Source organism: Sorangium sp. So ce887 (genome assembly GCF_051521455.1).
Taxonomy (GTDB): Bacteria; Myxococcota_A; Polyangia; order Polyangiales; family Polyangiaceae; genus Sorangium.
The window spans coordinates 2,541,947-2,554,823 of sequence record NZ_CP150354.1 but is presented as its reverse complement, the minus strand read 5'-3'; the positions used below and the strand labels follow the sequence as shown (position 1 = coordinate 2,554,823).

Sequence of the window (12,877 nt, the reverse complement as noted above, 5' to 3'; positions counted from 1 at the left end):
AGTCACGGAGCGCGACATCCTGGAGACGGCGAAGCGGGTGATCGGCGGCGTCCGGCGGACGCCGAGGAGGCGCCATGCGCCCTCGATCGCGGTCGCGAGCGGGAGGGCGACGGCGCTCGGGACGCTGCGCCGTCGGGTGAATCGCCTTGTTGGGCCGCAGCTATCAACCGTCAGGAGAGCACTTCCGTGGCGGTCTTCGCCCCGAGGACGTTATCAATCCAGCGGTCGAGGGTCGCGATGTCCGTGCATGCCTGGATGCGCGCGCTCTCGCTCTCCGTGAGCACGATCCCTGTACGGGCAAGCAGCCGCAGCAGCGTGCCCCTCTTGCCCTCACGTAGGCCCTCGAGCTTACCGCGATCGATGAGCTTCTGTACGAACGGGGGAAGAGTCGCCTCACCTTCGATCTGCCGTTCCATGACCAACGCCTCCAGAGCCCGCCGCATGGGCTCGCGCAACCCGTTCCAGATGAGCTGAAAGTAGACCATCGCGTGCTCCTGGTCGAGCCGGCCGAGGGCAACGAGCGCCGCCTGGATCACGGTGAGCCCGTTCGGCCCGTTGCCGTGCGCCACCGCCGAGAGCACGGCGAGCTCAGCCTCCTGCTCCGCGTCGGCTGGGTCGGTGATCTCGGGTACGACGGCCGGTCCGAGCACCAGCGGCTCGACATTGCCGAGACCCAGGCCGAGGTCGATGTTCTCCGCCGCCCAGGCAGCCACGCCGGCGTCCGGTGCGATCACGAGGACGACCGTGCCGCAGCGCTTCCTGGCGCGCACGCCCGCGACGTACGCTGGCCACGAGAACGTCTTGTCCGGGTCCACGTCGCGCTGGACCTCGATGACGATCGCCAGCACGAGCGTGCCGCTCGCGTCTCGAAGCTCGAGCACCAGGTCAGCGCGGAACTCCACCGGGAGGAGCTGGTCGAGCGACGACTCGACAACCGCGACCGAGGCGTGCGGCGGCACCTCGACGTGGAAGAGCGTCACGAGCAAGCGGGGCGCGAGTTCCGGGTGCTCACGGAACATCTCGACGAGGGCGTTGTGCTCGAGCGTCGGCATGACGCTCGGCCTCGAGCACACCCCATGCCGACATCAAACGACGGGAGAACGCGAGGCGAGAGCCAATTCAGGGGTGGCGGCGCCATGGCGGAGCGGCGCTGAGATACGTGGTCATCTCGCTTTCGGCCGAGGGTTTTGAGCCGCGAAATACTCACGGAGCCACCTCATCCTTGAGCTCTCAGCCCAGCCCATCGCGGCCATGGCACGCTCGATGGCGTCAAATCGCGCCTGGTCGACAGGAAGATCGAGGTCGCCGATCCAGTCAATGACGTGCTCCATGGCGAGCCCCCACTCCCCATACCGGTGAACCCAGTCGTGCGCATCGCGAAAGAGTCTTGGGGGGAGCACGTCCTTGAAGGACTCAAGAGCGACGGCGCACAGCGCACGGATGGCGTCTTTCGTCATCCTGCACCCAACCTACTCTTGGGCAGCAACTCCAGGACGACACGGGCCACGCTGGTTCCCTGGATCCGAGCGCGACGGTCAACGCACCGGCTCGTACTCGAATGTGGCTGTTGAACCGACGGTCACGTCATACGAATCACCCAGCACTCGGAGCCGGTAGAGCGCGGCATGCTCAGCGTCCCACACCAGCAACCCGAGTCCGATGCGGTACGACTCGTCACTCTCATGGATCGTTGTCCCGCTCAGGTATGCGATCGGGGTCCAACTCGAGCAGCCGGCCGCGTCGGTCGGGATGTCCGCCAGCGCCGCATAGGACGTTCCCCTCTCACAGATTGACTCGGCCGCAGTAGACCGAAGAGAAATCACCCTCGACGATTGGATACCAAGGTCTCCGGCATCAGACACGGCGCCATCTAAAAGGCGCACGTAATTACCGGTCCCGATATCCTGCGCCGTCAAGGTAACCGTCTTTGGCCACATGCCTGCATCTGAGGATGATGTCGAGCCCGCGTCGTCCCCTGCAGAGGATCCTGTCGAGCCCGCGTCATCCCCCACGATTGCGTATCCTCCGCACCCCACTGTCACTGCCAGCAGCGTGAGGCATGCTCCAGCGCACAGTCGCCTACCGTATGTTCTCGACCGAGGTCTCATCGTCGGCATCTCCGTGGTCCAGTATGTACGCCACGCCTTGCAACCCGGCGACGAGGAGAGCGCTGGCAGCGCCGCCGCGCGGGCCCGCGCGACGGCTGCTCAGGGGCGGCGTGGCTCAACAGAGGAAGTTGAGGACGTCCTCGTTGAACTTTTCGGGGTTCTCGAGCCACATGAAGTGGCTGCCCCCCTCCTCGGCGCTGAAGATGATGAGCTCGGCGCCGGGGATCTGGTCGGCGACCCACTGCTGGGAGATGGGGTTGAAGATGCTCACCTCGCCTCCGATGACGAGGGTGGGCACGTCGATCCGCGGGATCACGCCCCTCCAGTCCTGCGCGGCCTGGTCCACGAGCAGCTTGGCGGCATACTCGCGCGGGAGCTTCAGGTTCTCCTCGACGACGAGGGCGAGCTGATCCGCCGGATAGCCGGGGCTGAACATGCTGGCCAGGAGGCCCTGGGTCGTGGGGATCCCGTGCGGGCCGCGCAGGGCGGCAGCCGTGTCGTAGAGCGATTGCGGGGTGAACACGGCCCCTGCCTCGGCCGCCTCTTCCGCGGACCCGTCGGGCCAGGCCGTCAGCGACGGGCCCACGTCGACAAGGATCAAGCGGTCCAGGGACTGTCCCCCGTAGTTGTCCCAGTAGCTGTAGAGCACGCCGCACCCCATCGAGTGTCCGAGGGCGGTGACGTGCTTGAGCCTCATCCCGCGGATGAACTCGTAGAGATCCCTGCTGAAGCGCGCCATGCGGTAGCCGTGGTCGACCTTCTCCGACTCGCCGTGGCCGCGCCAGTCGAGCACGAAGACGTGGTAATGCCGCGCGAAGGCGAGGATCTGCTCCCTGTACATCGCCGCCGACTGGGACCACCCCGGCAGCAGGAGCAGCGGCTCGCCTCTGCCCGCCTCCAGGTAGTTGAGCGCGACCCCGTCGTCTGTCGTGAAGGTCCTGGAGCGGATGCGCGGCGCGGCGGACGCCTCTCCACCGAGCAGGTGCGCGACGGCCAGGCCCGCGCCGAGGCCCACGGCTTGCTTCAACACCTGGCGACGGGTACGGTCCGAGCTGGACGGAGGTGCTCCTCGCTTCTTGTCGGTCATGACTCTTGATCTCCACTGCAGGCCGCGCGAGCACGAGGCTGTCCCCCGGACACAGCGCCGCCACGGCTGAAAGAAAGCAACCCGACGCGACCGCAACGGTCGTCGGGATTGACGACCATGACCGGCGCGCCACCGAGCAAGCTGCACATGAGCGGGCGGCCGCGGCAAGCATGTAAACGCTATTTACAAAAAAACGTAAGCAAATCTCCGACACCGGCGCTTTCCGGCGTTCACCCGCGCTGATTGCACGTCATTTACACGTGGTGTCAGGCCATGAACCGGACGCAGTAGATCGGCGGAAGATGGCTGGAGATCGCCTGCCAGGAGTTGCCTTCATCCTCGGTGATCCAGAGAGCGCGAAGAACGAGCCCCCGGCCACCGCGCCGAGGAAGCCGCCGAAGTGGAAGAACTTCAAGCCCTGGAGCGACTCCGCGGTGCTCATGCCCGTGAAGGACAGCACCGTGGGCAGCAGGTTCACGTAGGAATACAGCGTGAGCGTGTTGGGCGCGAACGCGGCCCAGAGCAGCAGCGTGGTGGAGCGATACGTGGGGTCGAGCAGCGTGGCGAGCCAGTGGCTGGGCGCCGCCGGCGACGCCCGGAGGGGGGCACCCGGTCAGCCGCCGCGTCCCCACGCGTGCGCCGGGGCGAGCCGCGCCTCGAACCAGCAGAACGTCTCGCGCACGTGGAACGCGCCGCCGTCGCCGTGCTGCTCGGCGAACCGCGAGAGCGCCGCGGGCTCGATGGCCCGCGGGTCGAACCGGTCGTGCGTCGTCGCCTTCCACCACGTGAGCAGCGCGTCGAGCGTCGGATACACGTGTGTCCCCTGCTGCTCCTCCAGGCGGCTCAGCTGCAGGCCGGCGCCCTCGACGTGGTGCGCGATCGCCGCGGCGTCCTCGAAGGCGAAGTCCCGGAGGATCTTCTCCCCCGAAGGGTCCGCGAGCCGCGAGAGCTCCCCGATGAGCACGGGGAGCGACGAGACGCACTGGACGAGGATGCGCCCCGCGGGGTGGATCAGGCCGCGCATCAGGCCGAGGACCGCCCGCTTGTCGCGGATCCAGTGGAACACGAAGTTCGAGAGGACGAGATCGAAGGGGCGGTCCAGGGCGACCTCGCCGAGGGTCTCGGCCGCCCCCACGTGGAACTCCAGGTTGGGCGCGCCGGCGGTGTGGCGGGCGAGCGCGATCCGCGCCTCGTCCGGATCGACCCCGACGACGCGCCCGTCGGGGCCCACGAGCTCGGCGAGCTGCTGCGTGAGGCCGCCTGTGCCGCAGCCGAGGTCGAGCACGAGCTCGCCCCGCCGCACGCCGGCGAGCTCGATGAGGCGCTCGCCGCGCCCCTTCTGCCAGAGGCTACCTCTCCGGTAAGCCTGCGCGACACGGGAGCTGGTCATGGCTGGCGTCCTTGCGTCGGCGCCACCGTGGAGGTCCCGAGGAAGGTCACATCTCATGTCGCAGCCCCGCGATCGAAGCGCACGGCGACGAGGTAGCCGGAGCCCCTGACCACGTTCGCGGAGTGCGGGACGCCCGGCGGGATCCAGATGCTGGTGCTGGTCGTGACGTGGTGGACGCTGGAGCCGAGCTCGATGCGGTATTCGAGGCCCGTGGGGTCGGGGAGGATCAGGTTGATCTCCGGGCCGTCGTGGGTGTGCAGCGCGGTGTAGTCCCGGCGCGCCGGCTCGGCGCTGTCCACGCGGTGGACCGCCAGGTGAACCGGGAATCCCGCGGCGAAGAACCTCCGGATACACTCGACGTCCTGATGAAACGCGACCGCGGACAGCGGGCTCGGCACGTTGGCGCAGAGGACCGCCTCGTCGAACCGCTCCTCGGCAGAGATGGACCTCGTGAGGAGGTTGAGGGTCGTGATCGGTATCGGCGCAGACATCATGATGCTTCGTTCCCCGGGGCGATGGCGCGGCCACCCCGCCCGCCCGTGTGTGTTGCGAGCCAGCGGGCAATCAGCAAGGCGCATGCCGCCCGGCGCCCCTCGCCGGCGTGACATCCATTGATGCCGACGAAGCGCGCCGACGCGGCAACTCCGGCCGAAGTGGGCGAACCGCGGCGCACGTCGGGCCGAGGGCTCGACCTCTGCGCCGGGCGAGCCACCGTGACATGTCACGGCCGAGGGCGTGACATGTCACGGCCGAGGGCGTGACATGTCACGCTCCGACCGTGACGTCGCGCGCCGCCGGGTGGCCGGGTGCGTAGGCTCGAAGAAATGCGCGCACCCCCTCGACGAGGAGCTCACGCATGCGGGCGTCATCCGTGGCGATCGCTGGTCCGAACGCGTTGGCGGCGAGCAAGAAGGTCAGCGCGATGAAATGATCGGCCGCCAGCCGGGGGTTCGGCGCGTCGAGCAGCCCTGCACGCGCAAATTCGGCGAACCGCTCCGCGATCGCCTCTTCCGGAGCGTTCATCATCCAGTGGTCGCGGCCGCGCAGCTGGGGCAGATGAACGGACTCCATCGTTACCAGTCGCATGAGGGCGAGGTAGTCCACCGAGCCGAGCATCTCGGTCACCATCCGCACCGAGAAGGTGATCAGGGCGTCCTGCAGGTCCGCGACGTGCGTCAAGCTGTCCTCGATGGCCCGTCGGATCGCCGCCATGAGCAGCTCACCTGCGGACTCGACGACGGCCAGCAAGAGAGCCTGCTTGTCGCCGAAGTAGTCATACACCGTCCTCTTGGAGACACCGGCGCGAGCGGCGACAGCATCGACGCTCGAGCGGTCGAACCCGTCGGCCAGGAACAGCTCCCGGGCCGCCACGAGAATGGCGGATCGCTTTTGCGCGGACCCTTCACGAAGAGCCTTTTGTGCGCCGGTGGAGGACATGCACCTCCAAGTATAGCCGAGTTCGGCCTCTTTTACCCTGGTCATTCTACACTACACGGTGTAGTGTAGCTCGTGTCAGAGCTCCCCGGGCCGAGTTGACCGCGGTTGGCAGCTGCTTGCCCTGCCTCATGGCAGCGGGCGGGTCGTGCCGATCTCTCGAGGACGGGCCCTCCGCCGCTGCGAGCTCACACCGAAGGAAGGCGGACACATGACGACTTCGCGGAACAAGAAGATCCTGATCTCCGGCGCGAGCATCGCCGGCCCCGTGCTCGCGTACTGGCTTCACAGGTACGGCTTTCAGGTCACGGTGGTGGAGAAGGCTTCCGCTGTGCGCAGCGGCGGCTACCCCATCGACATCCGGGGCACCGCGGTCGACGTCGTGAAGCGCATGGGCGTGCTATCGCGCATCGCAGCCGCGCACATCGATACACGCAAACTGACGTTCGTCGATGGCGACGGCGCGCTCGTCGGGTCGATCCGGCCCGAGGCGCTCACCGGCGGCAAGGAAGGCCGGGATCTGGAGGTGCCTCGCGGAGAGCTCACGACGGTGCTTTACGACGCCGTCCGAGATGACGTCGAGTTCCGCTTCAACGACTCCATCGCCGCCTTGAACGAGCACGGCGGCGGCGTCGATGTGCACTTCCAGAGCGGCCTGCAACGCTCCTTCGATCGGGTCATCGGCGCTGACGGATTGCATTCGAACACACGCCGGCTCACCTTCGGGCCCGAGGCGCAGTACCACCGTTATCTCGGGTACTGCTTTGCAGGTTTCACCGTCCCCAACACCCTCGGGCTCTCTCACGAGGGGTTCGTCAGCAACACGCCCGGGAAGGCCGCCGTGCTGTTCGCGGCCGGCGACAGCGATCGCCTGCACGCCTTCCTGACCTTCGCCCGTCCCCAGCCCCCCTTCTCGGAGTTCGCCGACATCGAGGCGCAGCGAAGGTTGGCCGCCAGTGTCTTCGCCGGCGCCCGCTGGGAAGTCCCGCGGATGATCGCCGCTCTGCAGGAGGCCACCGATGTCTACTTCGACGTCGTCAGCCAGATCCACATGCCTCGATGGTCGAAGGGAAGGGTCGCCCTGGTGGGAGATGCGGCCCACGCTCCGTCGTTCTTGTCGGGCCAAGGCACGAGCATCGCCATGGTCGGCGCCTATGTCCTGGCCGGGGAGCTGGCTACCCATTCCGACCCCGAAGCCGCCTTCGCCTCCTACGAGCGCGTCGTCAGGCCGTTCGTCGAGGTGAACCAGTCGCTCGCCAGCGACGGCGGCGCCAGTCTCATCCCCGCCACATCGCGAGCGCTGTGGCTCCGGAATCAAGCGCTCCGGATGGCACCATGGCTGGCGCGCACGGGCCTCCCCGGTCGCAAGGGCCGGAAGGCCTCGACGGCGCTCACCCTCCCCCTCTATGGTGTCTAGGCCAGAGCGCTGGGCCCGTGCTCCAGCGGAAACCCCGTTCTGCCGGCCGGATCGTGCGTCGGCGCGCCCTGACTCGAGGCGCGAAGCGCGCGCTCAGTTCACGTCAACGTAGAAGTCGACGCTCTTCAGGTTCGTGATCGGGCCCTCCCAGATCTCGAACCCGACGGCGACCGCGTTCACCGTGTCGCCGGGCACGCTGAGGCCGCGCGTCTCGGCGTCGCGCACGAAGTCCATCACGTCGAACTCGATCTCGTAGCTGTCGTTCCCTTCGGCGCGCACCCAGTTCACGATCGGCAGGCCGTTCACCATGCCGTTCCAGATGTTCCACGTGCCGGGGACGTTCGCGACCGTCACGCCCTGGTGCGCGGAGTTCGGCTGCCCGGCGGGCTGATAGCTCGGCGGATCGCGCAGCCACACCATGAGGTAGCCGCGGAGCTGCGTGCCGTTGCCCATCCAGATGTCGTACGCGGCGTTGTACTCGCCCTCATTGCCATTTTTGGCCCAGCGCCAGCCGGTGCGCAGGCTCGTGATGGATGCGCTCGGCGCCGGCAAGCCGCAGTCTGGCACCTCCCTCACCGAGTAGCGGCCGCAAAAGACGGTCGGGTACGAGGCGGGCTGCCCCATGGAGCCGGCCGTGCCGCTCATGCTCTCGACCGTGAACGACGTGCCCTCCCACGAGACGGTGTGGCTGCCGAAGCCGGGGCCCCAGCCGTTGGTGATGAGCACGTACGGCGTGTCGTCGCGCGAGACGAGGCCCGTTTCGTACCGCTCGCTCGAGTTGCCGGAGCCTTCCATGGTGCCGGTGCCGAGCTCGGAGCCCGGGTTCGTGGTGCCGCCCGTGCCGGCGCTGCCTCCCGCGTCGCCGCTGCCTCCCGCGCCGCCGCCGCCCACGCCTGCCGTGGTGCCGCTGCTGCCGCCCGCACCGCCGGTGCCGCCGCTGGTTCCGCCGGTGCCGACCGTGGTCGAGGCGCCGCTCCCGCCCGCGCCGCTCCCGCCCGCGCCGCTGCCCGCCGAGCCGTTCGCGCCCGGCTGCCCGCCGGATCCCGCCGCACCGCCGGGGTCTCCGTCGTCCGACGATCCAGAGCAACCGGCGGCGAGGGTCGCCGTCAGCGTGAGCAGTGCGAAAGACTCGGCCAAGGAACGCGCGCGCATGGTGCGGAACATATACACTTGGACACCGGCGCACGGTGGTGCGCCGTGCCGCCGAGCGCAAAAAAGCAGCGCGCGATTTGAACAATTGCAGCAACAGCGATGGCGTCGCCGGTCCACGAAACTAGGCCACGTCGTCCCGGCGGCGCGAGCATGCGGCCGGGACGATGAAATCCTCACCCTGGGATCGGCTGAACCACGACGGCTCGCCATCGCGGCCGCCGCACCCCGCGACGCTGGCGCAGCCGATGGCTTTGCCGCCGCACCCCGCGACGGCGATGCAGCCGAAGGCCTTACCGCCGCATCCGGCGACGGCGATGCAGCCGAAGGCCTTGCCGCCGCATCCGGCGACGGTGGTGCAGCCAAAGGCGCTGCATCCGGCGAGGGTGCCGGGGCGCACGCTCCGCACGTCGGGGACGGTCCAGCCCATGGAAGACTCAGGTCCTCAGAGAAGCCACGAGCTGTACGAATCGATGCTGCGCACCGAGGAGGGAAAGGACCTCCATAAAGAGGCCGATAGCGCGTGTCCCTATGGTGGATATGGCATCAAATTCTCCGACGGGCCCACGCAGACACTCGGAACGAACATCAACATTTGCGTCGCCGACGGCTCACCTACCGATATCCTCTACGACATCGTCCAGGAGCTCTGGAACATGGCGAATCGCGCGAAGTTCAGAGCTCTGCGAGAGCACCCCCCGCAGCACAAGGGGCGCCCGGATGGTCTACAGCACGCGGTCAACATGGAGCTGCTCGAGAGGGGCGCGGTGCGCATCTACAAGGCGATCGCGGCGCAGTTGAAGCTGCCGCTCAACGTGTTCGTTCAAAGAACCGACGGCATGACCTCGTGGGATTACATAAATTACATGGCTGAATTCAACAGAGAGCATCTATTGCAATATGCCCGAGAGGTGAACAAGAATTTCGACCAAGAAGTCAGAAACTGGAGCGGTGAGGACAAGTGAGCCATCGCGCTTCGTTGCGCGGGAGCATCCCGCTTCTGGACGCCCAGAGCAGGCCGAACGTACGTCCCACGTGTCCTGTGCCGACGACGCCGATTTTCACGTCCACACTCCCTTCGAGCGATCGATCGCTCCGGAAACCGCTTCTCATCTGCACCCCCGAGTGCGCCCACCGGTCCCGGTGAGAGGGGCTCAGAACGTGCAGGTCGGCGTGGGGCCGGCGGTGAAGGGCTCCCAGCGGACGTCCTCGATCGCCATGTCCATCGGCGAATCCGAGTAGATGAGGAAGGGCGTGTTGACGTTGGTGATGTCGAGCCCGTTGTCCGTCAGGCACTTCAGCGGGACGGAGACCTCGTGCCACTGCCCGTCCGCGATGGAGGTCAGCGTGTCGGCGATGTTGATGTCGCCGAAGCAGGGATACACGCAGTGGGCCGACAGCGTGACCAGCGTGCTGAGGGGCGGAGCATCGACGCGCGCCCGGAAGACGATCGAGGTCTCCGAGTTGTAGTAGGGCGACAGATCGACCCCGGGCGCGCCCGCCGAGACCTGCGCGTAGATCTGGCCCGTCGCGCTCCAGGTCACCTGCTTGGCGCTGCCCTGGATCTCGCCGTCGACCGTGCTCACGCTGACCTCGCCGCCGGGCAGGGTGGCCCCCATGCCCACGTCAATGCCGCCCCAGTTCGAGGGGCCGCCGATGCGCAGCACGTAATCGCCCTTCTCCTCGCCATCCACGAAGATCTCGAGCGGCTCGTTCGTGGTGCCGGCCATCCCCGGGTCCGGGGCCGCGCAGCCGTGGCCCGTGGAGACCTCGGGCAGATCGTCGCCGAGCACGTCGGCGTCGGCGGTCATGAGGCCATAGCCATACGGGAAGAGCGGCTGCTCGCCGTCTCCCTTGTTGATGGGCGTCTGGCAGTCGGCCGAGGGCCACGAGAACGACAGCTTGCCCTGGAACTCGTGATCGCCGAAGAGCACGTCGGCGACGCCGCCGCCCTCGCTGCCCGGCAGCCAGGCCGCCACGAACGCGTCCGACCGGTTGATCTCCTTGTTGGTGTGGAGCGGGCGGCCCGACACGAACACCGTCACGATGGGCACATTCGGCGCCTGGGCGCGGATGGTGTCGATGACGGCGAGGTCCTCGGGGTGGACGTTGGCGTGCTCGAGCGTCTCGAACTTGCCGATGTCGCCCTGGCCCTCGGCGTAGGGCGTCTCGCCGATGACCACGATCGCGGCGTCGAAGGTGTCGGCCGCGGCGGTGCCGTCGGGGCTCAGGGTCGCGGTGCCGTTCATCCCGGCGCCCGTGATCGTCTCGTTGACGCCGGTGTAGATGGACTGCGCGTTCGGGAAATCGGCGTTGGTGTTGCCGGTGCCCTGCCAGGTCAGCGTCCAGCCGCCGGACTGGTTCTGGATGTTGTCCGCGGTCTTGCCGGCCACGAGGACGTCCATCGACTTGCTGAGCGGCAGGACGCCGCCCTTGTTCTTGAGCAGGACGAGCGACTTGCGCACGGCCTCGCGCGCCACGGCCCGGTGCTCCGGCGCGGCGAGGAGCGTGGCGTCGCCGGCGACCGACCGGGTCGAGGGGGCGCCCTTGTTCGCCCTGGGGCCGAAGAGGCCGGCCCGCATCTTCACGCGCAGGATCCGGGTCACCGCGTCGTCGATGCGGGCCATCGGGATCTCGCCGCTCTGCACCTGGGCGATGGTGTTCTCGATGAACGCCATCCAGTCGTTGGGCACCATGATCATGTCCACCCCGGCGTTGATCGCCGCGGCGCACTGCGCGTTGTTACAACCCGGGAGCTGGCCGTGCCCGTTCCAGTCGCCGACGACGAAGCCGGTGAAGCCGAGCTGGCCCTTGAGGATGTCGGTGAGCAGGTACTGATGGCCGTGCATCTTGTCGCCGTTCCAGCTGCTGAACGACGCCATCACGGTCTGCGCGCCCGCCTCGAGCGCGGAGAGGTAGCCCTGGGCGTGGATGTCGCGCAGATCCTCCTCGGAGCAGATGGTGTTGCCCTGGTCCTTGCCCTGCTCGGTCCCGCCGTCGCCCATGAAGTGCTTGGCGGTCGCGACCACGTGCGTGCCGCCGAACAGGTCCGCGGTGTCCGCCGGCCGGCCCTGCAGGCCCCGGACCATCCGGCCCGCGTAGCTCTTCACGATCTCCGGATCCTCGGAGTAGCCCTCGTAGGAGCGGCCCCACCGGTCGTCCCGCACCACGGCGAGCGTGGGGGCGAAGGCCCAGTCGAGCCCGGTGACGGCGACCTCGGTGGCGGTGATGGCGCCGATCTCCTCGATGAGATCGGGATCGTTCATGGCGCCGAGCCCGATGTTCTGGGGGAACAGCGTCGCGCCGATCACGTTGTTGTGGCCGTGCACCGCGTCCACGCCCCAGATGACGGGGATGCCGAGGTGCTCGCCGGGCGCGCCGCTCGTGTCGGTGGAGGCCGTGTAATAGGCGTCCGCGAGGGTGACCCAGTCGGCCACGGCCGCGTGCTTGGAGCCGCCCGGCCAGGAGCCGCCGCCGTTCAGCACCGAACCGATGTGATACTCCCGGACCTGGTCCGGCGTGATCGCCAGGATCTCGGGCTGGACCATCTGGCCGACCTTCTGCGCCGCGCTCATCTGCGCGAGCAACTCGGTGACGGCGTCCTCGATCTCGGGGTCGAGCGGGATCTCGCTCGTCACCATCGGCCATTCGACCGACGCGGTCTCGCCGCCCGCGCCGCCGCCACCGCCGGTGCCCGTGGTCGTGCCCGCGCCCGAGCCGCCCTCGCCGCCGCCGCCGCCGGTGCCCGTGGTCGTGCCGGCGCCCGAGCCGCCCTCGCCGCCGCCGCCGCCGGTGCCGGCGGTCGTGCCCGCGCCCGAGCCGCCCTCGCCGCCGCCGCCGCCGGTGCCGGCGGTCGCGCCCGCGCCCGAGCCGCCCTCGCCGCCGCCGCCGCCGGTGCCGGCGGTCGAGCCGCCCTCGCCGCCGCCGCCGGTGCCCGTGGTCGTGCCCGCGCCCGAGCCGCCCTCGCCGCCGCCGCCGACCGTGGTCGTGCCCGCGCCCGCGCCGCCCTCGCCCCCGCCGGTGGTCGTGCCCGCGCCGGAGCCGCCCCCGCCGCCGGTCCCCGTCGTGGCGCCGCCGCCCGACCCGCCCGCCCCCGTTGGGTCAGCCGGGGGATCTGTGGAGTCGTCCCCGCAGGCGGGAACAGGGATGGTCAGGGCTGCGAGCAGCAGCCATTGGGCGTACCGGTTCCAATGCTTCATGCCAGCACCGGAGCATCGTCCCGGCGCAGTCGGGCGTCAAATTTATACCCCCGCAGGCTGTGGAGTGAAGGCTGCCTCATCGTCGATGCATGG

The 12,877-nt window shown here is 68.6% G+C and carries 12 protein-coding genes; 3 read left to right on the top strand and 9 right to left on the bottom strand.

What is annotated here, in order from left to right:
• Positions 1 to 170 precede the first annotated feature (170 nt).
• From WMF36_RS09705 to WMF36_RS09690, 4 genes are all read right to left on the bottom strand, one after another.
• Positions 171 to 1,052 carry a hypothetical protein gene (locus WMF36_RS09705; RefSeq protein ID WP_437579327.1) on the bottom strand — a complete coding sequence of 294 codons (882 nt, stop codon included), beginning with the start codon at positions 1,050 to 1,052 and terminating at the stop codon, positions 171 to 173.
• 111 nt (positions 1,053 to 1,163) lie between these two features.
• The gene (locus WMF36_RS09700; RefSeq protein ID WP_437579326.1) at positions 1,164 to 1,457 is read right to left on the bottom strand and encodes a MafI family immunity protein; all 294 of its coding nucleotides are present in this window, start codon (positions 1,455 to 1,457) and stop codon (positions 1,164 to 1,166) included.
• A 78-nt stretch (positions 1,458 to 1,535) separates the two neighbouring features.
• Positions 1,536 to 1,937 (bottom strand): hypothetical protein, encoded by a 402-nt coding sequence (locus WMF36_RS09695; protein WP_437579325.1) that lies wholly within the window; start codon positions 1,935 to 1,937, stop codon positions 1,536 to 1,538.
• 286 nt (positions 1,938 to 2,223) lie between these two features.
• Positions 2,224 to 3,138 carry an alpha/beta fold hydrolase gene (locus WMF36_RS09690; protein WP_437579324.1) on the bottom strand — a complete coding sequence of 305 codons (915 nt, stop codon included), beginning with the start codon at positions 3,136 to 3,138 and terminating at the stop codon, positions 2,224 to 2,226.
• Between the two features lie 359 nt (positions 3,139 to 3,497).
• Here WMF36_RS09690 and WMF36_RS09685 point away from each other — a divergent pair, with 359 nt between their 5' ends.
• A complete protein-coding gene (locus WMF36_RS09685) occupies positions 3,498 to 3,677 on the top strand; it encodes a hypothetical protein (RefSeq protein ID WP_437579323.1) in 180 nt (59 codons plus the stop codon).
• Positions 3,678 to 3,808: 131 nt separating this feature from the next.
• Here WMF36_RS09685 and WMF36_RS09680 read toward each other — a convergent pair whose 3' ends face one another.
• The 3 genes from WMF36_RS09680 to WMF36_RS09670 all read right to left on the bottom strand — a co-directional run bounded on the left by WMF36_RS09680 (position 3,809) and on the right by WMF36_RS09670 (position 6,022).
• Positions 3,809 to 4,585 (bottom strand): class I SAM-dependent methyltransferase, encoded by a 777-nt coding sequence (locus WMF36_RS09680; RefSeq protein ID WP_437579322.1) that lies wholly within the window; start codon positions 4,583 to 4,585, stop codon positions 3,809 to 3,811.
• A 53-nt stretch (positions 4,586 to 4,638) separates the two neighbouring features.
• Positions 4,639 to 5,079, bottom strand: coding sequence for a hypothetical protein (locus WMF36_RS09675; RefSeq protein WP_437579321.1), 441 nt, complete (start codon positions 5,077 to 5,079; stop codon positions 4,639 to 4,641).
• 271 nt (positions 5,080 to 5,350) lie between these two features.
• Complete coding sequence (locus WMF36_RS09670; protein ID WP_437579320.1) at positions 5,351 to 6,022, bottom strand: TetR/AcrR family transcriptional regulator; 672 nt, start codon at positions 6,020 to 6,022, stop codon at positions 5,351 to 5,353.
• Between the two features lie 208 nt (positions 6,023 to 6,230).
• On the opposite strand from WMF36_RS09670, the gene WMF36_RS09665 reads away from it, so the two are divergent.
• Positions 6,231 to 7,436 carry an FAD-dependent monooxygenase gene (locus tag WMF36_RS09665; protein ID WP_437579319.1) on the top strand — a complete coding sequence of 402 codons (1,206 nt, stop codon included), beginning with the start codon at positions 6,231 to 6,233 and terminating at the stop codon, positions 7,434 to 7,436.
• A 93-nt stretch (positions 7,437 to 7,529) separates the two neighbouring features.
• Here WMF36_RS09665 and WMF36_RS09660 read toward each other — a convergent pair whose 3' ends face one another.
• Positions 7,530 to 8,588, bottom strand: coding sequence for a GH12 family glycosyl hydrolase domain-containing protein (locus tag WMF36_RS09660; RefSeq protein WP_437579318.1), 1,059 nt, complete (start codon positions 8,586 to 8,588; stop codon positions 7,530 to 7,532).
• A gap of 164 nt (positions 8,589 to 8,752) precedes the next feature.
• Between WMF36_RS09660 and WMF36_RS09655 the strand changes: the two genes are divergently transcribed.
• On the top strand, positions 8,753 to 9,550 hold the full coding sequence (locus WMF36_RS09655; protein ID WP_437579317.1) for a hypothetical protein: 798 nt from the start codon (positions 8,753 to 8,755) through the stop codon (positions 9,548 to 9,550).
• Positions 9,551 to 9,739: 189 nt separating this feature from the next.
• Here WMF36_RS09655 and WMF36_RS09650 read toward each other — a convergent pair whose 3' ends face one another.
• A complete protein-coding gene (locus WMF36_RS09650; RefSeq protein WP_437579316.1) occupies positions 9,740 to 12,784 on the bottom strand; it encodes a glycoside hydrolase family 3 protein in 3,045 nt (1,014 codons plus the stop codon).
• Between the last annotated feature and the right edge of the window lie 93 nt (positions 12,785 to 12,877).

Coding starts and splice junctions, on each gene's coding strand:
- WMF36_RS09705 (WP_437579327.1), bottom strand. CDS start 1,052: ATGCCGACGCTCGAGCACAACGCCCTCGTCGAGATGTTCCGTGAGCAC.
- WMF36_RS09700 (WP_437579326.1), bottom strand. CDS start 1,457: ATGACGAAAGACGCCATCCGTGCGCTGTGCGCCGTCGCTCTTGAGTCC.
- WMF36_RS09695 (WP_437579325.1), bottom strand. CDS start 1,937: ATGTGGCCAAAGACGGTTACCTTGACGGCGCAGGATATCGGGACCGGT.
- WMF36_RS09685 (WP_437579323.1), top strand. CDS start 3,498: ATGGCTGGAGATCGCCTGCCAGGAGTTGCCTTCATCCTCGGTGATCCA.
- WMF36_RS09680 (WP_437579322.1), bottom strand. CDS start 4,585: ATGACCAGCTCCCGTGTCGCGCAGGCTTACCGGAGAGGTAGCCTCTGG.
- WMF36_RS09675 (WP_437579321.1), bottom strand. CDS start 5,079: ATGATGTCTGCGCCGATACCGATCACGACCCTCAACCTCCTCACGAGG.
- WMF36_RS09670 (WP_437579320.1), bottom strand. CDS start 6,022: ATGTCCTCCACCGGCGCACAAAAGGCTCTTCGTGAAGGGTCCGCGCAA.
- WMF36_RS09665 (WP_437579319.1), top strand. CDS start 6,231: ATGACGACTTCGCGGAACAAGAAGATCCTGATCTCCGGCGCGAGCATC.
- WMF36_RS09660 (WP_437579318.1), bottom strand. CDS start 8,588: ATGCGCGCGCGTTCCTTGGCCGAGTCTTTCGCACTGCTCACGCTGACG.
- WMF36_RS09655 (WP_437579317.1), top strand. CDS start 8,753: ATGAAATCCTCACCCTGGGATCGGCTGAACCACGACGGCTCGCCATCG.
- WMF36_RS09650 (WP_437579316.1), bottom strand. CDS start 12,784: ATGAAGCATTGGAACCGGTACGCCCAATGGCTGCTGCTCGCAGCCCTG.